At 70.1% G+C, this 26,633-nt stretch carries 26 protein-coding genes and 1 pseudogene; 8 read left to right on the forward strand and 19 right to left on the reverse strand.

Features of this window, described 5'->3' with window-relative positions; genetic code table 11:
- Nucleotides 1–88 precede the first annotated feature (88 nt).
- Nucleotides 89–892, reverse strand: coding sequence for a hypothetical protein (locus AB0C27_RS37525; RefSeq protein ID WP_357854392.1), 804 nt, complete (start codon nucleotides 890–892; stop codon nucleotides 89–91).
- A 73-nt stretch (nucleotides 893–965) separates the two neighbouring features.
- Here AB0C27_RS37525 and AB0C27_RS37530 point away from each other — a divergent pair.
- A pseudogene (locus AB0C27_RS37530) lies at nucleotides 966–1,382 on the forward strand (Clp protease N-terminal domain-containing protein); the annotation flags it as partial.
- Nucleotides 1,383–1,594: 212 nt separating this feature from the next.
- On the opposite strand, the gene AB0C27_RS37535 reads toward AB0C27_RS37530, so the two are convergent.
- Nucleotides 1,595–2,617: a GNAT family N-acetyltransferase gene (locus AB0C27_RS37535; protein WP_357854395.1), complete on the reverse strand. Its 1,023-nt coding sequence runs from the start codon at nucleotides 2,615–2,617 to the stop codon at nucleotides 1,595–1,597.
- A 109-nt stretch (nucleotides 2,618–2,726) separates the two neighbouring features.
- Between AB0C27_RS37535 and AB0C27_RS37540 the strand changes: the two genes are divergently transcribed.
- Nucleotides 2,727–4,097: an FAD-dependent oxidoreductase gene (locus AB0C27_RS37540; protein WP_357854397.1), complete on the forward strand. Its 1,371-nt coding sequence runs from the start codon at nucleotides 2,727–2,729 to the stop codon at nucleotides 4,095–4,097.
- A gap of 12 nt (nucleotides 4,098–4,109) precedes the next feature.
- Nucleotides 4,110–5,708 carry an amidohydrolase gene (locus AB0C27_RS37545; RefSeq protein ID WP_357854400.1) on the forward strand — a complete coding sequence of 533 codons (1,599 nt, stop codon included), beginning with the start codon at nucleotides 4,110–4,112 and terminating at the stop codon, nucleotides 5,706–5,708.
- 75 nt (nucleotides 5,709–5,783) lie between these two features.
- On the opposite strand, the gene AB0C27_RS37550 is transcribed toward AB0C27_RS37545, so the two are convergent.
- The 5 genes from AB0C27_RS37550 to gap form a co-directional block, all read right to left on the reverse strand.
- Nucleotides 5,784–6,128 (reverse strand): RNA polymerase-binding protein RbpA, encoded by a 345-nt coding sequence (locus AB0C27_RS37550; protein ID WP_090942943.1) that lies wholly within the window; start codon nucleotides 6,126–6,128, stop codon nucleotides 5,784–5,786.
- Between the two features lie 74 nt (nucleotides 6,129–6,202).
- Entirely contained in the window at nucleotides 6,203–6,433 is a 231-nt protein-coding gene (gene secG, locus AB0C27_RS37555; RefSeq protein ID WP_106251512.1) for a preprotein translocase subunit SecG, read from the reverse strand.
- 95 nt (nucleotides 6,434–6,528) lie between these two features.
- The gene (tpiA, locus tag AB0C27_RS37560; protein ID WP_357854403.1) at nucleotides 6,529–7,311 is read right to left on the reverse strand and encodes a triose-phosphate isomerase; all 783 of its coding nucleotides are present in this window, start codon (nucleotides 7,309–7,311) and stop codon (nucleotides 6,529–6,531) included.
- A gap of 3 nt (nucleotides 7,312–7,314) precedes the next feature.
- Nucleotides 7,315–8,502 carry a phosphoglycerate kinase gene (locus tag AB0C27_RS37565; protein WP_357854521.1) on the reverse strand — a complete coding sequence of 396 codons (1,188 nt, stop codon included), beginning with the start codon at nucleotides 8,500–8,502 and terminating at the stop codon, nucleotides 7,315–7,317.
- 40 nt (nucleotides 8,503–8,542) lie between these two features.
- The gene (gene gap, locus AB0C27_RS37570) at nucleotides 8,543–9,547 is read right to left on the reverse strand and encodes a type I glyceraldehyde-3-phosphate dehydrogenase (protein WP_357854406.1); all 1,005 of its coding nucleotides are present in this window, start codon (nucleotides 9,545–9,547) and stop codon (nucleotides 8,543–8,545) included.
- A gap of 208 nt (nucleotides 9,548–9,755) precedes the next feature.
- On the opposite strand from gap, the gene AB0C27_RS37575 reads away from it, so the two are divergent.
- Nucleotides 9,756–10,403, forward strand: a complete 648-nt coding sequence (locus tag AB0C27_RS37575; protein ID WP_357854409.1) for a hypothetical protein — start codon at nucleotides 9,756–9,758, stop codon at nucleotides 10,401–10,403.
- A gap of 225 nt (nucleotides 10,404–10,628) precedes the next feature.
- Here the strand turns inward: AB0C27_RS37575 and whiA are convergent, their stop codons facing one another.
- Both whiA and yvcK read right to left on the reverse strand, forming a co-directional pair.
- Nucleotides 10,629–11,609, reverse strand: coding sequence for a DNA-binding protein WhiA (gene whiA, locus AB0C27_RS37580; RefSeq protein WP_026214667.1), 981 nt, complete (start codon nucleotides 11,607–11,609; stop codon nucleotides 10,629–10,631).
- A 71-nt stretch (nucleotides 11,610–11,680) separates the two neighbouring features.
- On the reverse strand, nucleotides 11,681–12,598 hold the full coding sequence (yvcK, locus tag AB0C27_RS37585; RefSeq protein WP_357854525.1) for a uridine diphosphate-N-acetylglucosamine-binding protein YvcK: 918 nt from the start codon (nucleotides 12,596–12,598) through the stop codon (nucleotides 11,681–11,683).
- Between the two features lie 18 nt (nucleotides 12,599–12,616).
- Here yvcK and AB0C27_RS37590 point away from each other — a divergent pair, with 18 nt between their 5' ends.
- Nucleotides 12,617–13,201, forward strand: coding sequence for a hypothetical protein (locus tag AB0C27_RS37590; RefSeq protein ID WP_357854412.1), 585 nt, complete (start codon nucleotides 12,617–12,619; stop codon nucleotides 13,199–13,201).
- On the opposite strand, the gene rapZ is transcribed toward AB0C27_RS37590, so the two are convergent.
- The 5 genes from rapZ to AB0C27_RS37615 form a co-directional block, all read right to left on the reverse strand.
- Entirely contained in the window at nucleotides 13,177–14,043 is an 867-nt protein-coding gene (gene rapZ, locus AB0C27_RS37595) for an RNase adapter RapZ (RefSeq protein WP_346111479.1), read from the reverse strand. The genes AB0C27_RS37590 and rapZ overlap by 25 nt on opposite strands.
- 175 nt (nucleotides 14,044–14,218) lie before the next feature.
- Nucleotides 14,219–16,123 (reverse strand): excinuclease ABC subunit UvrC, encoded by a 1,905-nt coding sequence (uvrC, locus tag AB0C27_RS37600; RefSeq protein WP_357854530.1) that lies wholly within the window; start codon nucleotides 16,121–16,123, stop codon nucleotides 14,219–14,221.
- 109 nt (nucleotides 16,124–16,232) lie between these two features.
- Complete coding sequence (locus AB0C27_RS37605) at nucleotides 16,233–16,691, reverse strand: Rieske (2Fe-2S) protein (protein ID WP_357854415.1); 459 nt, start codon at nucleotides 16,689–16,691, stop codon at nucleotides 16,233–16,235.
- A gap of 45 nt (nucleotides 16,692–16,736) precedes the next feature.
- Nucleotides 16,737–17,192 (reverse strand): Rieske (2Fe-2S) protein, encoded by a 456-nt coding sequence (locus tag AB0C27_RS37610; RefSeq protein WP_346111459.1) that lies wholly within the window; start codon nucleotides 17,190–17,192, stop codon nucleotides 16,737–16,739.
- 103 nt (nucleotides 17,193–17,295) lie between these two features.
- Nucleotides 17,296–17,685, reverse strand: coding sequence for a Rieske (2Fe-2S) protein (locus AB0C27_RS37615; protein WP_357854418.1), 390 nt, complete (start codon nucleotides 17,683–17,685; stop codon nucleotides 17,296–17,298).
- A 269-nt stretch (nucleotides 17,686–17,954) separates the two neighbouring features.
- Between AB0C27_RS37615 and AB0C27_RS37620 the strand changes: the two genes are divergently transcribed.
- The gene (locus AB0C27_RS37620; RefSeq protein WP_357854421.1) at nucleotides 17,955–18,608 is read left to right on the forward strand and encodes a DUF2306 domain-containing protein; all 654 of its coding nucleotides are present in this window, start codon (nucleotides 17,955–17,957) and stop codon (nucleotides 18,606–18,608) included.
- Between the two features lie 197 nt (nucleotides 18,609–18,805).
- Here AB0C27_RS37620 and uvrA read toward each other — a convergent pair whose 3' ends face one another.
- Nucleotides 18,806–21,646, reverse strand: coding sequence for an excinuclease ABC subunit UvrA (gene uvrA / locus AB0C27_RS37625; protein ID WP_357854424.1), 2,841 nt, complete (start codon nucleotides 21,644–21,646; stop codon nucleotides 18,806–18,808).
- 219 nt (nucleotides 21,647–21,865) lie between these two features.
- On the opposite strand from uvrA, the gene AB0C27_RS37630 reads away from it, so the two are divergent.
- Both AB0C27_RS37630 and AB0C27_RS37635 read left to right on the forward strand, forming a co-directional pair.
- Nucleotides 21,866–22,864 carry a maleylpyruvate isomerase N-terminal domain-containing protein gene (locus AB0C27_RS37630; RefSeq protein ID WP_357854427.1) on the forward strand — a complete coding sequence of 333 codons (999 nt, stop codon included), beginning with the start codon at nucleotides 21,866–21,868 and terminating at the stop codon, nucleotides 22,862–22,864.
- The gene (locus tag AB0C27_RS37635) at nucleotides 22,861–23,517 is read left to right on the forward strand and encodes an MBL fold metallo-hydrolase (protein ID WP_357854431.1); all 657 of its coding nucleotides are present in this window, start codon (nucleotides 22,861–22,863) and stop codon (nucleotides 23,515–23,517) included. The genes AB0C27_RS37630 and AB0C27_RS37635 overlap by 4 nt, the downstream gene beginning before the upstream one ends.
- A 148-nt stretch (nucleotides 23,518–23,665) precedes the next feature.
- Here the strand turns inward: AB0C27_RS37635 and AB0C27_RS37640 are convergent, their stop codons facing one another.
- The 4 genes from AB0C27_RS37640 to AB0C27_RS37655 all read right to left on the reverse strand — a co-directional run bounded on the left by AB0C27_RS37640 (nucleotide 23,666) and on the right by AB0C27_RS37655 (nucleotide 26,539).
- Nucleotides 23,666–23,941 (reverse strand): hypothetical protein, encoded by a 276-nt coding sequence (locus AB0C27_RS37640; RefSeq protein ID WP_357854434.1) that lies wholly within the window; start codon nucleotides 23,939–23,941, stop codon nucleotides 23,666–23,668.
- Nucleotides 23,942–23,988: 47 nt separating this feature from the next.
- Nucleotides 23,989–24,819, reverse strand: a complete 831-nt coding sequence (gene pssA / locus AB0C27_RS37645) for a CDP-diacylglycerol--serine O-phosphatidyltransferase (RefSeq protein WP_106251537.1) — start codon at nucleotides 24,817–24,819, stop codon at nucleotides 23,989–23,991.
- Nucleotides 24,806–25,417 (reverse strand): phosphatidylserine decarboxylase, encoded by a 612-nt coding sequence (locus AB0C27_RS37650; protein WP_357854439.1) that lies wholly within the window; start codon nucleotides 25,415–25,417, stop codon nucleotides 24,806–24,808. The genes pssA and AB0C27_RS37650 overlap by 14 nt, the downstream gene beginning before the upstream one ends.
- A gap of 138 nt (nucleotides 25,418–25,555) precedes the next feature.
- The gene (locus tag AB0C27_RS37655) at nucleotides 25,556–26,539 is read right to left on the reverse strand and encodes a TerC family protein (RefSeq protein ID WP_357854442.1); all 984 of its coding nucleotides are present in this window, start codon (nucleotides 26,537–26,539) and stop codon (nucleotides 25,556–25,558) included.
- Between the last annotated feature and the right edge of the window lie 94 nt (nucleotides 26,540–26,633).

Here is a 26,633-nt window from a genome sequence, read left to right on the forward strand (position 1 = left end):
GGCGCAGCTTCAAGACGTCGCGCAAATCACCGGCGCACGTTCATGGTGCTTTGGAGATCACCGGTGCACGTTCAAGGCGCTGCGGAGATCACCGGCCGCGGTCCAGGCGCAGGCGGGCGTGCCGTTCCTCGCGCCGCGTCACCTCCAGCCGCTGGGCGCTGTCGTCCAGCTTCTTGCGTGCCTTGGCCAGCTTCCGCTCCAGCCGCGCCACCTTCTCCGCGCGCTCGCCGTGCTCCTTCTCGGCCGCGTCCAGGGCATCGCGCCACTCGCGGTGCGCCGCCTCGGCCTCCCGCCGTTCCTCGGCCTTCCTGGCCTCGGCCTCGGCGCGCTTCCTGGTCTCCTCCTCCCGAGCCTCCGCCCGCGCCTTCTCCGTGTCCTCCGTACCGCTGCCGCGTTTCCCCCTGGCGGCGGCGGGACGCCCGCGCGGAACGGGGGCGGGGGCGAAACCGCTGAACCGCAGTGGCTTGTCCAGCCGGCCGCGGCGCACCTCCTCGGCCGCGCCCGCGTCCACGACGGCGGCGTCCAGCGTCTGGTCCACCTCGGCCCCGGCGGCGGCCGACAGGTTCACGCCCTCCCGCGCGAGCCGGCCCGCCCTCCCGGTCACCTCGCCCCGCCGCCGGGTCAGCTCGGCCAGCTCGCCCGCGTCCTGCCGTTCCCAGGCCGCGCGCAGGCTCTCGCCCACGTCGAGGAGTTCGGCGAGCGCGTCGGGATGCTCACGGGCCAGCCGGTTCACCGCCCAGGCGGAGACCGTCGGCCGACGCAGTTTCGCGATGTCGCGCGAGAGCCGTACGTCCCCCGCGTCCTTGGCAGCGCGGGCCTCCGCCGTGCGCGCGGCGGTGAACTCGGACGGCGGCAACGCATACAGGCGGCCGGCCACCTCGTCAAGATCCACACAGGACAAATACCCCACACGGCCGGGTTTCTAGCGCATAGTGGAGGCAGCCCCAGCCGAACGGAGGCATCCGGTGTTCGAACGCTTCACCGACCGTGCGCGCAGGGTCGTCGTCCTCGCTCAGGAGGAGGCGCGGATGATGAGCCACAACTACATCGGCACAGAACATCTGCTGCTCGGCCTCGTCCACGAGGGTGAAGGGCTCGCCTCGCTGGTGCTCGACAGCTGCGGCGTGGACATCGAGCACGTACGCGCGTTCGTCGAGCGCGAGGCCGGCCACGGCAGCAAGGCGCCGAGCGGGCACATCCCGTTCACGCCGCGCGCCAAGAAGGTCCTGGAGCTGTCACTGCGCGAGGCGCTGCAGCTGCGGCACAACTACATCGGCACCGAGCACATCCTGCTCGGGCTGATCAGGGAGGGCGAGGGGCTGGCCGCATCGGCGCTGGCGGACGCCGGCGCTGACCTGGTGGATGTACGCCAGCGCGTGCTCGACCGGGTGGGCCGCGCCCCCAAGGAGCGCCCGGCCGAGATGTTCTTCGCCGGCGGCTCCGTGCTGAGCGAGCGGCTCACGCAGATCCAGGAGAGCCTCGACCGCATCGAACGCCACCTCGGCATCGAGAAGCGGGACCCACCCGGCCAGGCGGGCAACGACGAGGCGGGCCTGGGCTGAGGCGACCACGGGCCCACCTCAAGCCGAGGCCTTCAGATCGAGGCCAGCGCGCCGACCGGGAGCCGGGCCTCCATCACTCCCGGGTCCTCGGTGTAGGCGAGGCCGGCTCCCAGCGCGACCAGCAGCCGGCGCATCCGCGCGTTGTCCGACAGCATGGTGGCCCTGACCTCGGCGTAGCCCAAGTCGCGGGCCGCCCGTACGAGCATTCTGGCCATCGCCGTGCCCAGACCGCGCCCCTGCCAGCGGTCCTCGACCAGGAAGGCCATCTCCGCGATCCCGGGGTCGGGGGTGAACATGAGGTTGGCCATGCCCACCACCTGCCCGTCGTGGCCCGCGACCAGCGAATATCCCTTGCTCCTGTCACAGAGCTTGTCGAACGCGCGCGGCGGCAGCGCCGGCATGGCGGTGAAGTAGCGGAACCTGCGCGACTCCGGCGAGCACCTGTCGTGCAGGTCGCGCACGGCCTCGCGGTAGATCGAGGTGAGCGGGCGCACCGTCACCTCAGCGCCGTCGGCGAGCTTGATCGCGCGCTCGGCCACGGCCGGCTCCGTCGCGGGCTGGGCCAGCCGGGCGAAGGAGGCCGCCCTGGCCGCCTCGGTCAGCGTGAACGGCAGCTCGGAACGGCGCAGGCGGACGGCGCGCCTGGGCGCGACGGGGACGACGAGCTGGGTCGGGTCGGGAAGATCACTCACGGGCTCACCATAGATCCACCGGGCGTCGTCCGCGCGCAGCAGCTCGGCCAGCAGCTCCGGCAGCCGCCAGGGCATCGTGCGCAGCCTGGAGGCCAGCAGCAGCGCCCGGGTGGGCTCGTCGGTCAGCTCGTGGGCGGTGGCGGGCACCACCTCGACGCGGCGGCCGCCGGCCGCCTCAAGGGCCTCGCGCACGGTCTCGGCGCTGGCGGGGATGTCGGCGACGAACTCGTCGACGGTGCCGTCGGTGTCGGACTGTACGCTCAGGCCGAGGATGTTGCCGCCCCTGTCGGCAAGGGCCGAGGCCAGCGAGGCCAGCCGGCCGGGTCGCTCGTCCACCGTCGTTCGGATGCGCAGGAATCCCATGGGCACGAGCATGCCCCGCGGCTGTTACACGGTCGCTACCGACGTGTTTACATTGCGTATTTCGTCGCATGATGCGCCGACTTATCCCGATATAGGAGGATATGTCGCTATGAGTGTCCCTTTGTCGACCGGGTTCGTGAACGGCGACGTCTCCTTCTGGTACCGGTCGTCCGGGCTGCCCGCCGCCGGCCCGCGGCTCGACGGCGAACTGAGCGCCGACGTGGCCATCGTCGGCGCCGGCTACACGGGCCTGTGGACCGCCTACTACCTCAAGCGGGCCCGCCCGTCGCTGAACGTGGTGGTGCTGGAGCAGGAGTTCGCCGGGTTCGGGGCCTCGGGACGCAACGGCGGCTGGCTCACCGGCGACCTGGCCGGCTCGCACAAGCGCTACGGGGAGGGCGCACGGCGGCTCCAGCGCGCCATGTACGCCTCGATCGACGAGGTCATCGCGGTCTGCGAGCGGGAGTCCATCGACTGCGACCTGGTCAAGGGCGGCGTGCTGAACGTCGCCCGCACCCCGGCCCAGGCCGCCCGGCTGCGCGAGACGGTGGCCTCCGCCCGCTCCTGGGGCATCGAGGAGCCCGATCTGCGCCTGGTGGACCCGGCGGACCGGGTACGCGTCTCCGGCGCTCTGGCGGCATCCTGGAGCCCCCACTGCGCCAGGATCCAGCCGGCCAAGCTGGCGCGCGGCCTGGCCAGGGCGGTGCGCGAGCTGGGCGTGCCCGTCTACGAGCGCACCCCGGTGACCGCCATCGCCCCGCACCGGGCGCGTACGCCGTACGGCACGGTGACGGCCGGCCACGTGATCCGCGCGACCGAGGGCTTCACCGCCCGGCTGCGCGGCCTGCGCAGGCAGTGGCTGCCGATGAACAGCTCGATGATCGTCACCGAGCCCCTCCCCGCGTCGTTCTGGGACGAGGTCGGCTGGCAGGGCGCGGAGCTGCTCGGCGACATGGCCCACTACTACATGTACGCCCAGCGCACGGCCGACGACCGGATCGCCTTCGGCGGGCGCGGCCGCCCGTACCTGTACGGCTCGCGCGTGGACGCCCGCGGCCGCACCCACGAGTGGACCGTCGAGGCCCTGTGGCGGCTGCTGACCGGTTTCTTCCCCGCCGCCCGCTCCTCCTCGGTCGCGCACGCCTGGTCGGGCGTGCTGGCGGTGCCGCGCGACTGGTGCTCGGCCGTGCACGTGGACCCCGCGACGGGCCTGGGCTGGGCGGGCGGCTACACCGGTCACGGCGTGACCACCACCAACCTGGCCGGGCGCACGCTGCGCGACCTGATACTCGGCGAGGAGACGGAGCTGACGTCGCTGCCGTGGGTGGACCACCGGGTGCGCCGCTGGGAGCCCGAGCCGCTGCGCTGGGCGGGCGTGCACGCGATGTACCGCCTCTACCGGATGGCCGACCACCGGGAGCGGACGATGCCGCGCACCTCCGCCCTGGCCCGGTTCGCCGATATGATCACCGGCCACTAGAAAGGAACGTCCATGAGCATCCTCTTCCGAGGCGGTCGCGTCTTCACCCCGAAGGGCGTCCTGGCCGGATCCGTGCTGGTGCGGGACGGCGTGATCGCCGCGGTGGTCGCGGAAGGGGAGCCGGCGCCGCGGGCCGGCGAGACGGTGGATCTCGACGGCGGGCTGCTGGTGCCCGGTTTCACCGACGCGCACATCCATCCCATCCAGGCGGGCCTAGAACGCGCGAAGTGCGATTTGTCCGACAAATACGGGCTGGACGCGTACAGAGAAAAGATCGCCGACTATGCGGCGAAAAATCTTGATAAAGAGTGGATTGATGGCGGCGGCTGGGACATGTCGGCATTTTCGGGTGGCTTGCCGCACCGCGAACAGATCGACTTCCTCGACCGCCCCGCTTATCTGATCCAGCGCGACCACCACGCCGCCTGGGTCAACACCCGCGCGCTCGAACGGGCCGGCATCACCCGCGACACGCCCGACCCCGCCGACGGCCGCATCGAGCGCGACGCCACCGGCGTGCCGACCGGTGTCCTGCACGAGGGCGCGATGGACCTGGTCGGCCTGCTCACGCCCCGCCCGACGCCCCAGGACCTCCAGGACGCGCTGGCGGAGGCGCAGCGGCACCTGTTCTCGCTGGGCATCACCGGCTGGCAGGACGCCATCGTGGGCTCCTACGCGGGCTCGCAGGACCAGCTGCCCGCCTACCTGGCCGCGGCCCGCTCGGGGACGCTGCGGGCGCGCGTCGTGGGCGCGCTGTGGTGGGACAGGACGCGTGGGCTCGATCAGATCGAGGAGCTGGTGGCGCGGCGCGCGTCGGCAGAGGGCCTCGACCGGTTCCGGGCCGGCTCGGTCAAGATCATGCAGGACGGCATCACGGAGAACTTCACCGCCGCGACCCTGGAGCCCTACTGCCTGTGCGGGGGCACGGGGCTGTCGTACGTGGATCCGGCCCTGCTGCGCGAGTGCGTCGCCGAGCTCGACCGGCTCGGCTTCCAGGTGCACGTGCACGCCATCGGCGAGCGGGCGGTGCGCGAGGCGCTCGACTCCTTCGAGGGCACCGACCCCGCCAACCGGCACCACATCGCCCACCTGCAGATCATCGAGCCGTCCGACGTGCCGCGCTTCGCCGCCCTGGGCGTCACCGCCAACCTGCAGCCGCTGTGGGCCACGCATCACGCCCAGATGGACGAGCTGACGCTGCCGTACCTGGGCGAGCCGCGCTCGTCGTGGCAGTACCCGTTCGCGGACCTGCTGGCCACCGGGGCCCGCCTCTGCGCGGGCAGCGACTGGCCGGTCTCCGACGCCGATCCGCTGCAGGGCATGCACGTGGCGGTCAACCGCACCGAGCCCGGCGGTTCGCTGCACGCGGGCTACCCGACGGCGCAAACGCCGTTCCTGCCCGGCCAGCGGATGGACCTGGCCACGGCCATGACCGCGTACACGGCGGGCTCGGCCTGGATCAACCGCTCCCCCGCCGGCGTCATCGAGCCGGGCCGCCCCGCCGACCTGGTGGTGCTGGACCGCGACCCGTTCGAGCTGCCGCCGGACGAGATCTGGACGACGCGGGTGCGCATGACGTTCGTGGACGGCGAGCCGGTCCACGAACGCTGACGGAGGGTTCTCCTGCGGCGGACATGACGAAGGGGCCCCGGGCAGCCGCCCGGGGCCCCTCGCCGTCCGCCACCACTACCAGGGGGACTTGTTGTTGCGCAGGCGCTCCAGTGCTTCCTCCAGGATCGCCTTGCCGTCCTTGTCGCTCCTGCGCTCCTTCACGTAGGCCAGGTGCGTCTTGTACGGCTCGTTCTTCGGCGGGGCAGGCGGCGCCTCCTCGTCCTGTCCGGCCGGGAGACCACAACGCGGGCAGTCCCACAGCTCGGGCACCGCCGCGTCGCTGGCGAAGCTGGGGCGCGTCTCGTGCATGTTGGCGCACCAGAACGAGACCCGCACTCTCGGAGCCGCCTCGCCACGCTCGGCCTCCCCCATCGGGCCGGCGCCGACTCGGCTGCCACGGATCGCGTTGCCACTACCCACGGATGAACTCCTCGCTCGATCGCCCCGCGTACAGACACGGGGGGAGAATCACTGTCACGCGTTGACTTGCTTGCTCACGGCCTCATGAGCAGGCCGAGAGCGATGATGCAGACGAACCAGACCGTGCCGGTGATGACGGTCAGCCGGTCGAGGTTACGCTCCACCACCGAGGAACCACCGAAGTTCGACGAGAAGCCGCCGCCGAACATGTCAGACAGGCCACCGCCCTTGCCCTTGTGAAGCAGAACGAGCAGGATCATGAGAAGGCTCGCCAGGATGAGGGCGATGGAGATTCCGAGTACCACGGTATGCCTGTTCCTTCAGTGCTCTGTTACGCGTGACGATTCAAACTTGCCTCTTGAGGGTACGACCTGATGTCAAGTCGCACCCCCAGAACGGCTCAGTTGGCAGGCATATCGGAGAATCGGCAGATCTTCGCGAACTCTCCGGCGTCGATGCTGGCGCCACCGACGAGCGCGCCGTCGACATCCGGCTGAGCCATGATGCCGGCGACGTTTCCTGACTTGACCGAGCCACCGTAAAGGATACGGATCGCGGAGGCCACTTCGGGGTCGTAGAGCTCGGCGAGTCTGACCCGCAGCGCTCCGCAGACCTCCTGGGCGTCCTCCGGGGTGGCCACCTCACCGGTGCCGATCGCCCACACCGGTTCGTAGGCCACCACTATCGATTTTGCCTGCTCGGCGCTGATTTTGCGCAGCGCCCCGTCGAGTTGTCGCAAACAGTGCGCGATCTGGCCCCCCGCTTGACGCACGGGAAGGCCCTCCCCCACGCACAGGATGGGCGTCAGCGAGTGGCGGTAGGCCGCCCGGACCTTGCCGTTGACCAGGTCGTCGTCCTCGCGGTGGTACTGCCGGCGCTCGGAGTGGCCCACCACGACGTAGGTGCAGCCGAGCTTGGCCAGCATGGCGCCCGACACCTCGCCGGTGTAGGCGCCGCCGTCGTGCTCGGACAGGTCCTGGGCGCCGTAGACGATCCTGAGCTTGTCGCCGTCGACCAGGGTCTGGACGCTGCGCAGGTCGGTGAAGGGCGGCAGGACGGCGACCTCGGCCTTGTCGAAGTCCTTGTCGTTGAGCGCGAAGGCCAGCTTCTGTACCAGGGCGATGGCCTCGAAGTGGTTGAGGTTCATCTTCCAGTTGCCGGCGATGAGCGGCTTGCGCTGCACCGTTCAGTCCTCCAGGGCCGCGAGTCCGGGGAGGGTCTTGCCCTCCAGATATTCGAGGCTGGCGCCGCCACCCGTGGAGATGTGGGAGAAGCCGTCCTCGGAGAGCTCCAGCTTGCGTACGGCCGCCGCCGAGTCGCCACCGCCCACCACGGTGAAGGCGTCGCCGGCGATCAGCGCCTCGGCCACCGCCCTGGTGCCGCCGGAGAACGCCTCGAACTCGAACACGCCCATCGGCCCGTTCCAGAACACCGTCCTGGCGTCGGCCAGCTTGGCCGCGAACAGCTCGCGCGTCTTCGGCCCGATGTCGAGCCCCTCCCGGTTGGCCGGGATGGCCGTGGCCTCGACCACGTCGTGCTCGGCGTCGGCGGCGAAGGTGACCGCCGCCAGCACGTCGACGGGCAGCACGAGCTCGACGTCCCGCCGCGCGGCCTCGTCGAGGAAGCCCCGCACCTGGTCGAGCTGGTCCTCCTGGAGCAGCGACCTCCCGACCTCGTGGCCCTGGGCCTTGAGGAAGGTGTAGGCCATGCCGCCGCCGATGAGCAGCCGGTCGACCTTGGTCAGCAGGTTGGCGATGACGCCGAGCTTGTCGGAGACCTTGGCCCCGCCCAGCACCACCACGTAGGGCCGCTCGGGGCTCTCGGTCAGCTTGCGCAGCACCTCGACCTCGGCCACGACCAGCCCGCCCGCGGCGTGCGGCAGCAGCCTGGGCACGTCGTAGACGCTGGCGTGCTTGCGGTGCACGGCGCCGAAGCCGTCGCCCACGTAGAGCTCGGCCAGCCCCGCCAGCCTGGCCGCGAACTCACCGCGCGCGGCGTCGTCCTTGGACTCCTCGCCCGGCTCGTAGCGCAGGTTTTCCAGCAGGGCCACCTGGCCGTCCTGGAGCGCCTCGACCGTGCTCCGCGCGCTCTCGCCGACCACATCGGAGGCGAAGGCCACGTCCTGGCCGAGCAGCTCGCCGAGCCGCGCGGCGACGGGCGCGAGCGAGTATTCCGGGTTGACCTTGCCCTTGGGCCTGCCCAGGTGGGCGCAGACGACGACCTTGGCGCCCCGTTCGAGCAGGGCCTTGATCGTCGGCACCGACGCCCGGATGCGGCCGTCGTCGGTGATCGTCTCCCCGTCGAGGGGGACGTTGAGGTCGGCGCGCACGAGCACGCGCCGCCCCTTCACGTCGAGATCGTCGAGCGTGCGCATGCTCATGCTCCCGTGGTAAAGAGGCCGTCCTGACCTTCGCTCACAGACCGCGGCCGACGAGCTCGACCAGGTCGGCGAGGCGGTTGGAGTAGCCCCACTCGTTGTCGTACCAGCCGACGACCTTGACCTGGTTGCCGATGACCTTGGTCAGACCGGCGTCGAAGACGCAGGAGGCCGGGTCGGTCACGATGTCGGAGGAGACGATCTCGTCCTCGGTGTAGCTGAGGATGCCCTTGAGCGGGCCCTCGGCGGCGGCCTTGACCGCGGCGTTGACCTCCTCGACGGTGACGTCGCGGCTGACCTCGACGGTCAGGTCGGTGGCCGAGCCCGTGGGGATCGGCACGCGCATGGCGAACCCGTCGAGCTTGCCCTTGAGCTCGGGCAGCACCAGGCCGATGGCCTTGGCGGCGCCGGTCGAGGTGGGCACCACGTTGAGCGCGGCGGCGCGGGCGCGGCGCAGGTCCTTGTGCGGGCCGTCCTGGAGGTTCTGGTCCTGCGTGTAGGCGTGGATGGTGGTCATCAGCCCCTTCTCGATGGTGAAGGAGTCGTGCAGGACCTTGGCCATCGGCGCCAGGCAGTTGGTGGTGCAGGAGGCGTTGGAGATGATCGTGTGGCTGGCCGGGTCGTACGCGCCGTCGTTGACGCCCAGCACGAGGGTGACGTCCTCGTTCTTCGCCGGGGCGGAGATGATCACCTTCTTGGCGCCGTTGTCAGCGTGCACCCGCGCCTTGCTGGCGTCGGTGAACAGGCCGGTCGACTCCACCACCACGTCAACGCCGAGGTCGCCCCAGGGCAGCTTGCCCGGGTCACGCTCAGCGAAGACCTTGATGGCCTTGCCGTCAACGGTGATCTCGTCACTGGTCGCCTTGACCTCGTAGGGCAGGCGGCCGAGGATGCTGTCGTACTTCAGCAGGTGGGCGAGCGTCGCGGTGTCGGTCAGGTCGTTGACCGCGACGATCTCGATGTCCTTGCCGCTGGCGGCGACAGCGCGCCAGAAGTTGCGACCGATGCGGCCGAAGCCGTTGACGCCTACGCGAATGCTCACGGGAACCGATCTCCTCGAACAGATGGCGGGCTGGATCCTTCAGCCACCGGCGGGCGGGATCCTCAACCACGAACCCTATCGGACCCAAATTGGTTTAGACCACTTCAGGTCCCGCCCTGTGAATCACCGTTCTGGCGACACGTTTTGAGAGGTTCGAGTAAAGTGCCCGACTCGTCGGAGTAAATTCGTGCATTCTCTGGGGGCTGAGATGTCACATAACCGGTCCGGCCTACTGCCCGGACTTCTAGCAGGGCTGCTCGCCGCGCTCGTCTGCGCGGCCGGCATGGGGATGGTCGTGCTGTTCCAGCAGAGCCTGCCGGCCGCCGTCATCACGTTGTGGGGCGGCCATCCGGTCCTGCTGGGCCTGTCGCTCGTGATCGCCGCACTGGTCGCTCTCGCGATGGGCGCCGTACGTCCGCGCTCCCTCGTCCTGCTCCCGTTCGCCGCGCTGTTCGCGGGCGGCGCGGTCGCGGCCGGGCAGATCACGGGCTCCTCCATCCTGTACGGCGCCGCCCTGCGCGGCGCCCCTTCGCCCGAGCCGGCCCCCGCCGACCTGGGCGACATCGACATGACCAACTTCAACACCGGCCTGCAGGACGCGCTCGCGCTGTACCGGGGGCCGCTCGCGGAGACGTGGTCCGCCTGGCTGTACGTCGCCGTGGCGGCCGTGGCCGCGTTCGCCCTGCTCACGCTGCGGGTGACGCGGGTGCGGCGGGCCCAGCGGGCGCAGGAGGACGCGGCGGAGGCCGAGGAGACCAAGGAGCCTGAGTACCGGGCCCCGTTCGAACCCGCCCAGCAGCCCACCCCGAAGACCACGGCCGACCTCTTCACCCCCCGCAAGCCCGTGAAGGACTGACGGGTCCCTCAACCCGCACCCGCCCGCCACGCCCGCCTGCTCACGGCGACACACCGGCGGCGACACGTCCGGCACAGCGGGACCCGCCACCCCAGGACGGCCAGCCGTCCGCCATCCCACGACGAAGGCGGCCACCACCGCGTGACGCGCTCCCGGACACCCCCCTGAGCGCCCGCGTGCAACCTGCCCGCCACGCGAAAGCAGCCGCCTGACCGTCGCGTCACCTCACGGCGCGAGCATGTCCACTGTGAGATTGGCCTCAGTGTTGGGGATCCCCAGATCGGAGGCCCGTTTGTCGGCCATCGCCAGCAACCGCCGGATCCGTCCGGCGATCGCGTCCTTGGTCAGCGGCGGGTCGGCGATCTGCCCCAGTTCCTCCAGCGACGCCTGCTTGTGCTCCACCCGCAGCCGACCGGCCACGACCAGGTGCTCGGGCGCCTCGTCTCCCAGGATCTCCAGCGCCCGCTGCACGCGGGCCCCCGCCGCGACCGCGGCCCTGGCGGAACGACGCAGGTTGGCGTCGTCGAAGTTGGCCAGGCGGTTGGCGGTGGCGCGCACCTCGCGCCGCATCCGCCGCTCCTCCCAGGCCAGCACGCTGTCGTGCGCCCCGAGCCGGGTGAGCAGCGCGCTGATCGCGTCACCGTCGCGCACCACCACCCGGTCCACGCCGCGCACCTCGCGCGCCTTGGCGTGGATCTTCAGCCGCCGTGCCGAGCCCACCAGTGCCAGCGCCGCCTCCGGCCCCGGGCAGGTGACCTCCAGCGACATGGAGCGCCCCGGCTCTGTGAGCGAGCCGTGCGCCAGGAAGGCCCCCCGCCAGGCGGCCTCCGCGTCGCAGGCGGCCCCCGCCACGACCTGGCGCGGCAGCCCGCGCACCGGGCGGCCGTGGTTGTCGATGAGGCCCGTCTGGCGGGCCAGCGCCTCACCGTCGCGGTAGACGCGTACGACGTAGCGCGAGCCCTTGCGCAGCCCGGCGGGCGCGAGCACGAGCACCTCCGCCTTGTGCCCGAAGACCTCGCCGATGTCCTTGATCAGCCGCCGTGCGGTGGCGTTGGTGTCGAGTTCGGCCTCTATCACGATCCGGCCGCCCACCAGGTGCAGGCCGCTGGCGAACCGCAGCAGCGTCGAAACCTCCGCCTTTCGGCAGCACGGCTTGAGCACCGGCAGGCGGCTCAGTTCGTCTTTCACCACACCTGTCATCGCCATGCGTTAGTCCTCTCCCCCATTCAGACCGGCTCCTTTGAGTCTCTCGCACCTTCGCGCCACGCCGACCAGGATCAACGCTTCTGGAGGAAAATCTCGTCCAGGACGGAGGCAAGACGTCGTGGGTCATGCCGCGCGGAGCCGTCGGCGGCGGCCACGTCGGCCATGACGAGCCGGGCGCCGAGCGCCGCCGCCGCCTTCTCCAGGGCGTCGGGATCGTCCACGACACCGGTGTCGGCGAGCACGACGTCGATCGACAGGCCGGGTGCGTGCTGTCGGAGCACCTCCAGATGCTGTTGGGGGGAGAAGTCGTCGGTCTCACCCGGCTGGGGGGCGAGGTTGAGCGTGACGAGCCGCTTGGCCCTGGTCGCGTGCAGGGCCCTGGCCAGCTCGGGCACCTTGAGGTGCGGCAGCACGCTGGTGAACCACGACCCGGGCCCGAACACCACCCAGTCGGCCTCCAGCACCGCCGCCACGGCCTCAGGCCGCGCCGGCGGGTCCTCGGGCACGAGGGAGATCGCCTGTACGCGACCGGGCGTCAGGGCGCACGCCACCTGCCCGCGTACGGTCGAGGTGACGCCGTCGAGCTCCACCTCCGCCACGATGTCGAGCGGCACGGAGGCCATCGGCAGCACCCGGCCGTGCGCGCCCAGCAGCCGCCCGACCCAGTCGAGCCCCGCCACGGGGTCGCCGAGCAGCTCCCACAGCGCCACGATGAGCAGGTTGCCGACAGCGTGCCCGTGCAGGTCGCCCTCACTGCGGAAGCGGTGCTGCACCACCTCGCTCCAGGTGCTGCCCCACTCGTCGTCACCGCACAGCGCGGCCAGCGCCATGCGCAGGTCGCCGGGCGGCAGCACACCGAGCTCCCGGCGCAACCGTCCGCTGGAGCCGCCGTCGTCGGCGACGGTCACCACGGCGGTCAACCGGTCGGTGACCATCCGTAAGGCCGACAGGGACGCGTACAGGCCGTGCCCGCCGCCGAGCGCGACCACCGGCGGCCCGAACCCGCCGTGCCACGGCGCGCCCACACCACCGTCGCGAACCTCAGGCTCCTGCTCCCGCGCATCCGCGTCACCCACGCCGCCGCCCCGCTCCTCCCGCGCGACCACGCCGGCCACGACCCCACCGTCCGCAACCCCGCTGTCTTCGCCCACGCCGGCCCCGGCACCACGCCCGGAAGACTCACCGTCGATCATGCCGCTGCCGGAAACCCCAGCTGGAGACACAGCGCCGCCGGAACCTCCACCGGCCGCGGCCACGACGCCATCGTCCACAACGCCACCACCGCGAGCCGCACCGTCCACGGCACCACCGCCGGGGACGCCACGATCCGGACCGGTAAGGTCCAGAACCTCGCGATTCAGGACACCACGGCCCGAGACACCACGGCCCGAGACACCACGGCCCGAGACACCACGGTCGGCAACCTCATGGTCGGAAGGGTCGCCACAAGGCACGTCTCCACCCGGCCCGCCAACCACCAGCGACGGACCCTGATGACCGCGCCCGCCGAGGCCGGGCCCAGCGTCGCCTACCGGAACCGGCAGAGCGGCTTCGACGTCTTCATCGGTCACTCCCGCCCCACATCCCGGTGACTCACCTGGACCTCCATCCCGCGGTCGCGCAGGCGGGCGGCGACCTGCTCGGCCATCGCGACGCTGCGATGCTTGCCGCCCGTGCATCCCACCGCAAGCGTGGCATAGCTCTTGCCCTCGCGCGCGTATCCGGCCGCGACCACCTGGAGGACCTCCTCGTAGGCGTCGAGGAACTCCTTGGCCCCCGGCTGGCCGAGGACGTAGTCGCTCACGGGGGCGTCGAGGCCGTTCATCGGCCGCAGCTCGGGCACCCAGTGCGGGTTGGGCAGGAACCGGCAGTCGACCACCAGGTCGGCGTCGACGGGCAGCCCGTACTTGAAGCCGAACGACACGACGTTGAGCCGCAGCCCGGGACGGTCTTCCCCGCCGAAGTAGGCGACGATCTTGTTGCGCAGGTCGTGCACGTTGTGCGAGGAGGTGTCGATGACCAGGTCGGCGTTGGCGCGCACCTCCCGCAGGATGCCGCGTTCGCGGGTGATCCCGTCGACCAGCCGCCCCTCGCCCTGGAGGGGATGCGGTCTGCGGACGTTTTCGAACCTGCGCACCAGCTCTTCGTCGCTGGCCTCCAGGAACACCACCCGCACGCGTACGCCGCGCCCTTCGAGCTCCTCGATGGCCGCGTTGAGGTCGGTGGTGAAGGCCAGGCTGCGCACGTCGACGACGGCGGCCACCTTGTCGGCGGCGAGCTTGACCTTGCCCGCCTCCTCGGCCATCGCGAACAGCAGCCCCGGCGGCAGGTTGTCGATGACGAACCAGCCCAGGTCCTCCAGCGCCTTGGCGGCGGTGCTGCGCCCGGCCCCTGACATGCCGGTGACGATGACGAACGCCGGCCCGGCGCTCATCGCGTCACCCCGCGCGGAACCGGCGCCGCGCGCTTCGCGGGCGATGCCCGCGCCACCCCGTGCGTCGCTCATCGTGTCACCCCGTCAGGGGTGATCGATGGTTTCGACGGGGCCCGGCCATGACGGGCCGGACCGTACGCCTCTTCGGCGTGAACACCCTGGCATCCTGGCGAGATCAAGGTGACTCTCCCTTCAGCGTCGACACGATGACCTCGGCGATGGACGGGCCGATGCCGGGAACCGCGCAGATTTCATCGGCAGTGGCCTCACGTAGCTTTTTCACGGAGCCGAAGTGTTTGAGCAGCGCCTGCCTGCGCGCCGGCCCCAGGCCGGGCACACCGTCGAGCGCACTCTCCTTCACCGTCTTTGACCTCTTGGAACGATGGTAGGTGATGGCGAACCTGTGTGCCTCGTCACGCACCCGTTGCAGCAGGTAGAGACCCTCGCTTGAACGAGGCATGATCACCGGCTGGTCGTCGCCGGGCAGCCACACCTCCTCCAGCCGCTTGGCCAGACCGCACACGGCCACGTCGTCGATGCCGAGCTCGTCGAGGGCCCGCTGCGCGGCGGCCGCCTGCGGGCCGGCGCCGTCGACCACGACGAGGTTGGGCGGGTAGGCGAACTTGCGCGGTTTGCCGGTCTCCGGGTCGATGGGGCCCGCTCCGGCGTCGTCGTCGGGGGCCAGCTCGCCGGTCGCGGAGCGTTCCTCCAGATAGCGGCGGAACCGGCGCATGATCACCTCGTGGATCGAGGCGACGTCGCCCTCCTTGGTCTTGACGGCGAAACGCCGGTATTCGCTCTTGCGCGCCAGGCCGTCCTCGAAGACCACCATCGACGCCACGACGTTCTCGCCCTGCAGGTGGGAGACGTCGTAGCACTCGACGCGCAGCGGCGCCTGGTCGAGGTCGAGCGCGTCGGCGATCTCCTGCAGCGCCTTGCTGCGGGTGGTCAGGTCGCTGGCGCGGCGGATCTTGTGCTGCGCCAGGGACTCCTTGGCGTTGCGCTCGACGGTCTCCATCAGCGACTTCTTGTCGCCGCGCTGGGGCACGCGCACCTCGACGCGGGAGCGGCGCTGCTCGGTCAGCAGCTCGGCGACGGCCTCGGCGTCGGGCGGCAGGTGCGGGACGAGCACCTCGCGGGGCATCGAGTCGGGGCTGGCCTCGCCGTACATCTGCAGCAGGAACTGCTCGACCAGCTCGCCGGGCGTGCTCTCCTCGACCTTGTCGACGACCCAGCCGCGCTGGCCGCGGATGCGTCCGCCGCGTACGTAGAAGACCTGGACGGCGGCCTCCAGCGGATCTTCGGCCAGGGCGATGACGTCGGCGTCGGTGCCCTCCCCGAGCACGACCGCCTGCTTCTCCAGCGCCCGCTGCAGCGCCTGGATGTCGTCGCGCAGCCGGGCCGCCCGCTCGTATTCCTGCTCGGCGGCGGCCTCGCGCATCTCCTTCTCCAGCCGCTTGATGAAGCGGGTGGTGTTGCCGGCCATGAAGTCGCAGAAGTCTTCGGCCAGGTCGCGGTGCTCGTCGGGGCTGACCCGGCCGACGCAGGGCGCCGAGCACTTGTCGATGTAGCCGAGCAGGCACGGCCGGCCGATCTGCCCGGCCCGCTTGAACACCCCGGCGCTGCACGTGCGTACGGGGAAGACGCGCAGCAGCAGGTCGACCGTCTCGCGGATGGCCCAGGCGTGGGAGTAGGGGCCGAAGTAGCGGGTGCCCTTGCGCTTGGCGCCGCGCATGACCTGCACGCGCGGGAAGTCCTCGCCCATGGTCACCGCGAGGTAGGGGTAGGACTTGTCGTCGCGGTACTTGACGTTGAAGCGCGGGTCGAACTCCTTGATCCAGGAGTATTCGAGCTGCAGCGCCTCCACCTCGGTGCCGACGACCGTCCAGTCGACGTCGGCGGCCGTGGTCAGCATCGACTGCGTGCGCGGATGCAGCGCGGAGAAGTCGGCGAAGTAGGAGTTGAGCCGCTGGCGCAGGCTCTTGGCCTTGCCGACGTAGATCACCCGGCCGTGCGTGTCCCTGAACCGGTAGACCCCTGGGGACTCGGGAATCGACCCCGGCTTAGGCCGGAAACTCAAGGTGCTGCCCGTTGATCTGACCACGCTGCCAGCCTAGTAGCCCGCACCGACAAGGTTGCCCGCCGTACTCTTCGCGATGGTACGGCGGGCACGCCGCGAGAACGTCCGGCTATGCCAGCATGATCTGGTCGCCGTCGACCTTGATCTCCTGGGCCGCCAGCGGCTTGTCCGCCGGGCCCCCGGTGACGGAGCCGTCCGCGATGGCGAACTTGCTCCCGTGGCACGGGCACACGATCGCGCCGTCCTCGACGGAGCCGACCGGGCAGCCCTTGTGGGTGCAGAGTGCGCTGAAGGCCTTGAACTCGCCCTCGGTCGGCTGCGTCACCACGATCTTCTGGTCCTTGAAGACCGTGCCCCCGCCCACGGGGATGTCGGCGGTCTTGGCCAGCGCGCCACCGCCGTCGGCCGCCGGCGCGCTGGTCTCGGGTGCGGCGGGTGCGCTCGCGTCAGGGGTGGTGTTCGCCGTCGTCTCGGTGCCGCCGCCGCTGCATGCGCTGATCGCAAGCGCCAGGCCACCCGCTCCGACGCTTGCGAACACCGCCCTGCGGCTCTGAAGGTCATCTGCCATGCGCTCACCCAAACGTACACAGGTGAGAAATTCATGAGACGAATTTCAGGCGAGTCTAATCTTGTCGCCGTCGACCTCGATCTGCTTCTCCTCCAGCGGGTCACCTGCCGGACCGGCCGACACCGAGCCGTCCTCGATGCTGAACTTGCTCCCGTGGCACGGGCAGTTGATCGTCTTGTTCGAGACCGTGGCGACCAGACAGCCCTGATGGGTGCAGACCGCCGTGAAGCACTTGTACTCCCCCGCGGTCGGCTGCGTCACGACGAGCTTCTGCTTCTCGAAGACCTTCCCGCCTCCCTCCGGAATGTCGCTGACGTCCGCCAGCGCCTTCGGCTTGGAGTCGGCCTTCTTCTTCGGTGCGTCGGACGACGGCTCTTCGGCGGCCGGCTCCTCGTTCACTTCTGTCGTCGGCGAGCCGTAACTCGCACAGGCCGTCAGAACCGCCGCGAGCCCTGCGCTCCCGGCGCCGAACACCACTGTCCGACGCGTCGTTTCCGTCATGGTGTGTCCTCCCAGATTGTCTTTCACTTCAGGTACGGCCAGCGCCCTGGCGCCGGTTCAGCGTGCCCGAGGGCAATCCGGAGGACTACGCACTATTACCCGTTCAGGCGACCACGATCCCGTCGCCTTCGACCTTCACCTTGAACGAGGTCAGCGGCGCGGTCGCGGGACCCTTGGTGGCCTGCCCGGTATCGGCGGCGAACTCGCTGCCGTGGCAGGCGCACCTGATGACGTTGTCCGCGGGTGTGCCGACCTGGCAGCCCTTGTGGGTGCACACCGAACTGTAGGCCTTGTAGACGTCCTGCGTGGGCTGCGTCACCACGATCTTGAGGTCCTCGATCAGCTTGCCGCCGCCGACGGGCACGTCCGCCGTCTTGGCCAGGACCTTTCCCTTGAGGCTCGGCTTGGCCTGCGCGCCTTGCGAGCCGCACGCGGTCAGCGCCAGGCCGCACGCTGCGACCCCGGTCGCGCCCAGCAGTTCCCGACGCCCCAACCCGTTCCCGGACATGGCTCCGCCCCCGATCAGTGTCTCCGCGTGTTTCCGCGTGTGCCCGCGATGTGCCCGCGCTCCTGCGTTCGCCCCTGGAGCCGCGGTGATGACTCAGGACTTCACCTTATTGACGGCACCCGCCGGTCCTGTCAGCGGGTGGTAGGCCGGCGGTCAGCGGCCCACCCCAGGCTGCGTGCATGACGACTTCGACGACGCGTCCCTCTGTCCCTCCCGTTCAGGTGCCCAGGACCCGGTGGTGACGCCGGCCGTGGGTGGCGCCGCTGATGGTGGTGGCGGCCGCGTTCATCGCCTTCTCGCTGCCGCCGTACCTGTCGCTGGATCCTTCGCAGTCGCGCGTGCCCGCCCCTGACTTCTTCCCGCCGCACTTCGTGATGCTCTCGCTGCACGTGGTGTTCGGCTCGATCGCGATGATCACGTGCTGCCTGCAGATCTGGCCGTGGTTCCGCGCCCGCTACCCGCGGGCGCACCGGATGATCGGCCGCGTGTACGTGTTCGGCGGTTGCCTGCCGGCCGGCCTGCTGGGTCTGGTGGTGGGCCTGGCCACGCCGTTCGGGCCGGTGACGATGGCCAGTGACGTCACGCTGGCGCTGCTCTGGCTGGGTGTCACGGTGGCGGGGTGGCGGATGGCCAGGCAGCGCAGGTTCGTCGATCACCGGCGGTGGATGGTGCGCAGCTTCGCGCTGACGATGTCCATCATCACCAACCGGATCTACAGCGTGCTGTTCGTGATCCTGCTGGAGCCGCAGCTGGAGACGACCTTCCACGGTGACACGGGGCTGATGATCGCCACGGTGTCGGGGCTGGCGGCCTGGCTGGGCCGGGTGCTGCCGCTGCTGGTGGCCGAGTGGTGGCTGGAACGCGGCGACGCCGCCAAACGCCGCGCCCGCACCCGCCGCACCGCGTAGCACCGCGCCCGCACCCGCCGCATAGCACCGCGCCCAGAGCCGCCGCACCGCGCAAACCCCAGCACCGTGCCCAGTGCTGCCGCGCCGCGTAGCTCCGAAGCCCGGCCCAAGCGTCGGGCCCGGAGCCGCCACGTCTGGTGACGCCGGAAGTCCCGCCCGTCGAACGTTTCGGCAGGCGGGATCTCCGGCGCCAGGGGTCAGAACTCGAGGATCTTGCGCAGGAAGCGCCCGGTGTGGCTCTCGTCCACCAGCGCGACCTCCTCGGGCGTGCCGCAGGCCACGAGCGTGCCGCCGCGTGAGCCGCCCTCGGGCCCCATGTCGATGATCCAGTCGGCGGTCTTGATGACGTCGAGGTTGTGCTCGATGACGATCACCGTGTTGCCGCCGTCGACCAGCCGCCCCAGCACGCCGAGCAACCGCCTGATGTCCTCGAAGTGCAGACCGGTGGTCGGCTCGTCGAGGACGTAGATGGTCCGCCCGGTCTGCCGCCGCTGCAGCTCGGAGGCCAGCTTGACCCGCTGTGCCTCGCCGCCGGACAGCGTGGTCGCCGGCTGCCCGAGCCGTACGTAACCGAGCCCCACGTCGTTGAGCGTCTGCAGGTGGCGCTTGATCGCGGGGATGGCGTCGAAGAAGCCGAGGGCCTCCTCGATCGGCATGTCGAGCACCTCGGCGATCGTCTTGCCCTTGTAGTGGACCTCCAGCGTCTCCCGGTTGTAGCGGGCGCCGTGGCACACCTCGCAGGGGACGTAGACGTCGGGCAGGAAGTTCATCTCGATCTTGATGGTGCCGTCGCCGGCGCACGCCTCGCAGCGCCCGCCCTTGACGTTGAAGCTGAAGCGCCCGGGCTGGTAGCCGCGCACCTTGGCCTCGGCCGTGGCCGCGAACAGCTTGCGCACGTGGTCGAAGACGCCGGTGTAGGTGGCCGGGTTGGAGCGCGGGGTGCGGCCGATCGGCGACTGGTCGACGTGGACGACCTTGTCGACCTGGTCCATGCCGTTGATCCGCGAGTGGCGGCCCGGCACCGTGCGCGCCCCGTTGAGCTCCTTGGCCAGGGCGTTGTAGAGGATGTCGTTGACCAGCGTCGACTTGCCCGACCCCGACACGCCGGTGACGGCGGTGAACATCCCCAGCGGGAACTCGATGTCGACGCCCTTGAGGTTGTGCTCGCGCGCGCCCTTGACCGTGATCTGCCGCTTCTTGTCGCGCTTGCGGCGCTTGGCGGGGATCGGGATGCTCCTGCGCCCCGACAGGTAGGCCCCCGTCAAGGACTCCTCGCTGGACAGGAGGTCCTGGACGGTGCCGGAGACGACGACCTGGCCGCCGTGCTCGCCCGCGCCGGGCCCGATGTCGACCACCCAGTCGGCCGCCGCGATCGTGTCCTCGTCGTGCTCGACCACGATCAGCGTGTTGCCCATGTCGCGCAGCCTGACCAGCGTGTCGAGCAGGCGCATGTTGTCGCGCTGGTGCAGGCCGATGGACGGCTCGTCGAGCACGTAGAGGACGCCGACCAGGCCGGAGCCGATCTGCGTGGCCAGCCTGATGCGCTGGGCCTCGCCACCGGCCAGGGTGGCGGCGGCGCGGTCCATGGTCAGGTAGTCGAGGCCGACGTCGAGCAGGAAGCCCATGCGGGCGTTGATCTCCTTGACCACCCGCTCGGCGATGTGCATGTCGCGGTCGGACAGCTTGAGCGCGGCCAGGAACTTGGCGCACTCGCCGATCGACATGGCCGCGACCTCGGCGATCGACTTCCCGGCCACCGTCACCGCCAAGGTGACCGGCTTGAGCCTGGCCCCCTTGCAGGCCGGGCACGGGATCTCGCGCATGTAGCCTTCGAACCGCTCACGGGCCGAGTCGCTCTCGGCCTCGGCGTGCCGGCGCTGCACCCACGGGATGACCCCGTCGAAGGTGGTGTAGTAGGAACGCTGGCGCCCGTAGCGGTTGCTGTAGCGAACGTGGACCTGCTCGTCGTGGCCGTACAGCAGCGACTTCTGCGCCTTCTTCGGCAGTTTCTCCCACGGGGTCTCCAGCGTGAACCCGACCGTGTGGCCGAGCGCCTCGATCAGCCTGGAGAAGTATTCGCTGGTGTGGCCGCCGGACCACGGGTGGATCGCGCCGTCGCCGAGCTCGCGCTCGGGGTCGGGCACCACCAGATCGGGGTCGACCTCCATCTTGGTGCCCAGACCGGTGCACTCAGGGCAGGCGCCGAACGGCGAGTTGAAGGAGAACGAGCGCGGCTCCATCTCCTCGAACGACAGGTCGTCGTAGGGGCAGTAGAGGTGCTCGGAGTAGAAGCGCTCGCGGTTGGGGTCGTCTTCGGGCAGGTCGACGAACTCCAGCGTGATCGTGCCGCCGGACAGCTGCAGCGCCGTCTCGACCGAGTCGGTGAGCCGGCGCCGCGCCGAGTCCTTCACCGACAGGCGGTCGACGATGACCTCGATGTCGTGCTTCTCGTACTTCTTCAGCGTCGGCGGCTCCTCCAGCCGCACGACGGTGCCGTCGACCCTGGCCCTGGCGAAGCCCTTGGTCTGCAGCTCGCGGAACAGCTCGGCGTATTCGCCCTTGCGGCCCCTGATGACCGGCGCGAGCACCTGGAACCTGGTGCCCTCCTCCAGGTCCATCACGCGGTCGACGATCTGCTGCGGCATCTGCCTGGCGATCGGGCGCGCGCACACCGGGCAGTGGGGCTTGCCGATGCGCGCCCACAGCAGCCTCAGGTAGTCGTAGACCTCGGTGATCGTGCCGACGGTCGAGCGCGGGTTTTTGCTGGTGGCCTTCTGGTCGATGGAGACCGCGGGCGACAGGCCCTCGATGAAGTCGACGTCGGGCTTGTCCATCTGGCCGAGGAACTGGCGGGCGTAGGCCGACAGCGACTCGACATAGCGCCGCTGGCCCTCAGCGAAGATCGTGTCGAAGGCCAGGCTCGACTTGCCCGAGCCGGACAGGCCGGTAAAGACGATCAGCGAGTCCCGCGGCAGATCCAGCGAGACGTCCTTGAGGTTGTGTTCTCGTGCACCACGCACGATCAGGCGGTCTGCCACGGCGATCCCGGAAGTCGAAAGGCGGATAGGTCCAACGGGCGATGGTAGACGGGGGCTCCGACAATTTCCGGCGGCCCGATCCTCGGCCAGTCGAAAATCCGTCTCTCACAGGTTACGGCCATCTCCCGCCTCGGCAGGAGTCCTTCCACATGGAACCGCTTGACCTGGGGTTTTATGCCCCGCCCGCCCCAGACACGATAGATGATGAAAAATCTAGACATGACCGTCCTCGCGGCGCTGCGGGCCGAGCTGGCCTCGGCGACCAACCAGTTGCTGGCCACGGCCGCCTCCCTCTCCGACGCCGACGTCCGCGCCCCTTCCCGCCTGCCCGGCTGGACCAGGGGGCACGTCCTGGCCCACCTCGCCGCCAACGCCGACTCCTACGTCAGCCTGCTGGCCTGGGCGAGGACCGGTGTCCGCACCCCTCAGTACAGCTCGTACGAGTCCAGGGCGGCCGCCATCGAGGCCCACGCCCTCCAGCCGGCCGCCCAGCACTTGGCCCGCCTGGAGGACGGCGCCGCCCGCTTCGCCGCCGCCGTCCGGAACCTGCCGGACCGCGCCTGGTCCGCGCGGGTCGAGGGCCTGCGCCCACCACCCCATCCCGCCTGGTACGTCCTGGTACGCCGCCTGCGCGAGGTCGGCTTCCACCATGTGGACCTCGCCGCCGGCTACGGCCCTGCCGACTGGCCTGACCCGTTCGTCCGCCGCGAACTACACGACTGCCACACCACCTGGCCCCACGACCACAGCACGGTGAGCGAGATCATCCTCCTCACCCCACCCCCACCCCCACCCCCGCATCCCGCCACACCCATCACGCACAGACCCCCACCCACACATCCCGGCACACCTGCCACACCCGCCGTCACCCCCGTCACAGACGGACCCTCACAACCCCCTCTTATGCGTCCCATGACGCCTGCCGCTCCTGTCATCCACCAGTCCTCGCCGGGCTCTCCCCCGGTTACCACCCACCGGCCACTCGAGATCGTCGCCCGCTGGCGCGGCCTCGGCGACGGCCCTGCGGTCGCGGGCACGCCACGCGACATGCTGGCCTGGCTCACCGGCCGCTCCCGCGGTGAGGGCGTTAGTCTGTTGCCCGTGGGGCAGTCGTTCATGCCAGGCCCCGGAGGCGCGGGTCTGCCACCACCGCCGCCGTGGCTGACGATGCCGGCCCCCGCTGATCTGCCCGCGACGCCCCCGAAGGACTATCCATGACGTACACAGGCGACGTTCAGGTCGGCGGTCCCGCCGACGTGCGCGAGCTGCCCGCACTGACGATCTCCAAGCTCGCCGTCGGCCCGTACGACAACAACGCCTACCTGCTGCGTTGCACCGAGACCGGCGAGGGCCTGCTCATCGACGCCGCCGCCGACTCCGACCGGTTGCTCGCGCTGATGGGCGACCAGCCGGTCGGCACGATCGTCACCACCCATCAGCACGGCGACCACTGGCAGGCGCTTGAGCAGGTGGCCAAGGTGACCGGCGCCCGGCTGGTGGCCCATCCGCTCGACGCGCCCGCGCTCCCGCTGCCCGTGCATCGCACGGTCGAGCACGGCGACACGATCACGTTCGGCGAGGTCACCCTGGAGGTCATCCACCTGCGCGGCCACACGCCCGGCTCGATCGCCCTGCTGTACGACGGCGGCGAGGCCGGCCATCACCTGTTCACCGGCGACTCCCTGTTCCCCGGCGGCGTCGGCAACACCAACAAGGATCCCGAGCGGTTCGACCAGCTCTTCAACGACGTGGTGGAGCGCATCTTCGACCGCCTGCCCGACGAGACCTGGGTCTACCCGGGCCACGGCAAGGACACCACCCTCGGCGTCGAGCGCCCCGCCCTACCCGAGTGGCGAGCCAGAGGCTGGTAGACCGTGGCCGGCCGCCGTCTGGGCCGGCATCAGGCGCGCGACCGACGCGTCGCCATGTCACGGACGCGCGGCCTGGCGCGTGGTATGTGAAGAACGCGCCGCCGACGCGTGGCATGTCATGAACGGACGGCCGACGCGAGGTGGTGCGTCACGAGCGGGCGGCCAGCACGTGCACGATCCGCGCCGCCGCGAGGGCGGGCTCGTCGGCCAGGCCGACCAGCTCGCCCCACGACCAGCGGTAGAACCATCCGCCGGAGAGCGGCACACAGTCCACGGTCTCGGCCAGCATGAACGTGTCGGGATGGCTGATGCGCAGCGCGGGCGGATGGCTCCGCAGCAGGGCGGTCAGCCCGCGCTCTTCCAGCTCCGTGGCCAGCTTGCCGAGATAGTACGTGCGCGTGTGCTCGCGCGGCGTAGCCGACATGGCTCCATCAAAGCCGAAGTAAGACGAAAAATCCCGTCAGTGGCGCATCAGTGGCCGATTCGGATACGGGCGGCTTCCTTGCGCTGCTCGCGCTTGTAGAACAGCACCCGCAGCGGAATCGCGGCGACGAGCGCGATCTGCATGCTCGCCCCGATCTTGATCGGCAGGTCCCCGCCCTGCGGCCAGGCGACCCACACGGTCAGGAACGCCACGTTCACCATGATCCAGCCGAGGACGACCGCGGCGAGCTGCCCCTTCGGCTTGGGGTATTCGATCCGGCTGACCATCAGCCAGGCCACGCCGAGCACGGCCGCCAGCGACCAGACGCTCGGCTGGAAGAGCAGCACGATGGAGATCACGGTCATCGCGCCCATCGGGATGGGCAGCCCCATGAAGTCGCCGCTCTTGGTCTTGACGCAGGCGAACCTGGCCAGCCGTACGACACCGGCGACCAGCACGGCCGCCGCCGCCGCGAGCACCGCGGTGAACGGCACCTGCGGCGTGAACCCGCCCCAGATCACCACCATGAACGCGGGCGCGAACCCGAAGCTGATGACGTCGGCCAGGTTGTCCAGCTCGGCCCCCATCGCGGAGGCGCGGAAGCGCCTCGCCACGAGCCCGTCGAACAGGTCGCAGGTCGCGCCGATGAGCAGCAGCACGATGGCGGTGGCGAAGTAGCTGGGCTCGGGAGTGAAGCGCCCGCCGTCGACCTGGAGCTGCTGGATGGCGGAGTAGGCGAGGACGCACACCGCGAGGAACCCGCAGACGGCGTTGCCCAGGGACAGGGAGTCGGCGGCGGACAGGCGGAACGCCTTGCCCACGGGACCGCGCGGCTCTTCCTCGTCGGCCTGCCAGCTGCCGGCGTCAGCCGTGGTCAATTCTGGTCACCCCCGCAACCGTCTTGTCACCCACGGACACCGCGGGAGAGATCCCTTCGGGCAGGTAGAGGTCGACCCGGGAGCCGAGCCTGATGAGACCGATCCGCTCGGCCTGCTCCACCTTCGCCCCGGCGCTCAGATACGGCACGATCCTGCGCGCCACCGCGCCCGCGATCTGCACCATCTCGATGTCGCCCAGCGCGGTCTCGAAATGCCACACCACGCGCTCGTTCTGGTCGCTGTCCTTGTTGAACGCCGGCAGGAACCCACCTGCCACATGCTGCACGGAGGTGACATTTCCCGCAAGAGGGGCGCGGTTGACGTGCACGTTCAGCGGGTTCATGAAGATCGCGACCCTGGTGCGGCCGTCCGGCCACGGATCGATGCTCTGCACCACGCCGTCAGCGGGCGACAGAACCCGGCCGCGGCCGGGAGTGCGGTCGGGATCGCGGAAGAACCAGAGCATGCCACCGGTGAGCGCGCTCAGCGGCACCGCCGCGAGCGCCCATCGCCGGTTTCGGCGCGTCAGCAGAGCGGTGACGGCCGCCGTGGCCGCTGTCGGGAGAAGCCACGGGGAGACCCCTCGCGCGAGCCTCACGCGGCTCGGCTTAGCAGAATCGTCTGACACGAACAACCTTTGGTGGTGACTGGACTGGGCGCTTTGCCGTGATGTTACAGAACGAGCAACTATGACACGGCACAACTACACAAGCAAAGCGCCTCGAAGCCCATTTCGCTAGACCTGCTCCGAGTGCGTCTGCTCGCCCTTGCGCGCGTCCATGCGGGCCTTGATCAGGCTCGCCACAGTGGTGATGACCATGGTGGCGCCGATGACCGAGAGCGACACCCAGATGGGAATTTCGGGCGCCCAGGAGACATGGCTGGAGTGCAACGCCTCCAATACGAGCTTAACCCCGATGAACCCCAGGATGAACGCCAAACCATAGCTGATGTAGACGAGCCGCTGCAGCAGGCCGCCCAGGAGGAAGTAGAGCTGACGCAGCCCCATCAGGGCGAACGCGTTGGCCGTGAAGACGATGAAGGGGTCCTTGGTGAGCCCGAAGATCGCCGGAATCGAGTCGAGGGCGAACAGCAGGTCGGTGCTGCCGATGGCGACCATCACGATGAGCATGGGCGTGACCATGCGCCTGCCGTCGATCCGCACGGTGACCTTCGAGCCGACGTAGCCCTCGGTGGTCGGGAAGGCCCTGCGCACCCATCGGAGCAGGACGTTCTCGTTGAACTCCTCCTCCTCGCCCTTCAGGTGCTGGCGGACGAGGTTGATCGCCGTGTAGACGAGGAAGGCGCCGAAGACGTAGAACAGCCAGCTGAACCGCTCAAGAGCCGCTGCGCCGAGCGCGATGAACGCGCCGCGCATCACGAGCGCGAGCAGGATGCCGACGAGCAGCACCTTGTGCTGGTACATCTTGGGCACGGCGAACCGGCTCATGATGATGAAGAAGATGAACAGGTTGTCGACGCTCAGGCTGTATTCGGTGATGTAACCGGCGACGAACTCCCCGGCCCGGTCGGCTCCGGAGGTGTTCCACAACAACACGGCGAACGCCGCAGCGAGGGCGACGTAGAACGTCACCCAGTATCCGGCCTGCCGCATGGAGAATTCCCGGGCTTCTCCGCGGTCGACGATCCACAGGTCAATGGCGATGACGAGCAGAAGAGCGCCGATCACGGCGATCCAGGCCCACAGGGGTTCAGTCACAAAGACCCTCCGGCAGCATGCACGCTTCATTGCCGGAGGTCTCTCCCGCCCGCTCAAACCGCGGACCGGCAGCCCCGGGGGCCCCGTGGAGTGG

It is taken from the genome of Nonomuraea sp. NPDC048882 (assembly GCF_040649755.1).
In the GTDB taxonomy this organism is placed as follows: domain Bacteria; phylum Actinomycetota; class Actinomycetes; order Streptosporangiales; family Streptosporangiaceae; genus Nonomuraea; species Nonomuraea maheshkhaliensis.

Coding starts and splice junctions, on each gene's coding strand:
- AB0C27_RS37535 (WP_357854395.1), bottom strand. CDS start 2,617: ATGGGATTCCTGCGCATCCGAACGACGGTGGACGAGCGACCCGGCCGG.
- AB0C27_RS37540 (WP_357854397.1), top strand. CDS start 2,727: ATGAGTGTCCCTTTGTCGACCGGGTTCGTGAACGGCGACGTCTCCTTC.
- AB0C27_RS37545 (WP_357854400.1), top strand. CDS start 4,110: ATGAGCATCCTCTTCCGAGGCGGTCGCGTCTTCACCCCGAAGGGCGTC.
- AB0C27_RS37565 (WP_357854521.1), bottom strand. CDS start 8,502: ATGCGCACGCTCGACGATCTCGACGTGAAGGGGCGGCGCGTGCTCGTG.
- AB0C27_RS37575 (WP_357854409.1), top strand. CDS start 9,756: ATGTCACATAACCGGTCCGGCCTACTGCCCGGACTTCTAGCAGGGCTG.
- whiA (WP_026214667.1), bottom strand. CDS start 11,609: ATGGCGATGACAGGTGTGGTGAAAGACGAACTGAGCCGCCTGCCGGTG.
- rapZ (WP_346111479.1), bottom strand. CDS start 14,043: ATGAGCGCCGGGCCGGCGTTCGTCATCGTCACCGGCATGTCAGGGGCC.
- AB0C27_RS37605 (WP_357854415.1), bottom strand. CDS start 16,691: ATGGCAGATGACCTTCAGAGCCGCAGGGCGGTGTTCGCAAGCGTCGGA.
- AB0C27_RS37610 (WP_346111459.1), bottom strand. CDS start 17,192: ATGACGGAAACGACGCGTCGGACAGTGGTGTTCGGCGCCGGGAGCGCA.
- AB0C27_RS37630 (WP_357854427.1), top strand. CDS start 21,866: ATGACCGTCCTCGCGGCGCTGCGGGCCGAGCTGGCCTCGGCGACCAAC.
- AB0C27_RS37635 (WP_357854431.1), top strand. CDS start 22,861: ATGACGTACACAGGCGACGTTCAGGTCGGCGGTCCCGCCGACGTGCGC.
- AB0C27_RS37640 (WP_357854434.1), bottom strand. CDS start 23,941: ATGTCGGCTACGCCGCGCGAGCACACGCGCACGTACTATCTCGGCAAG.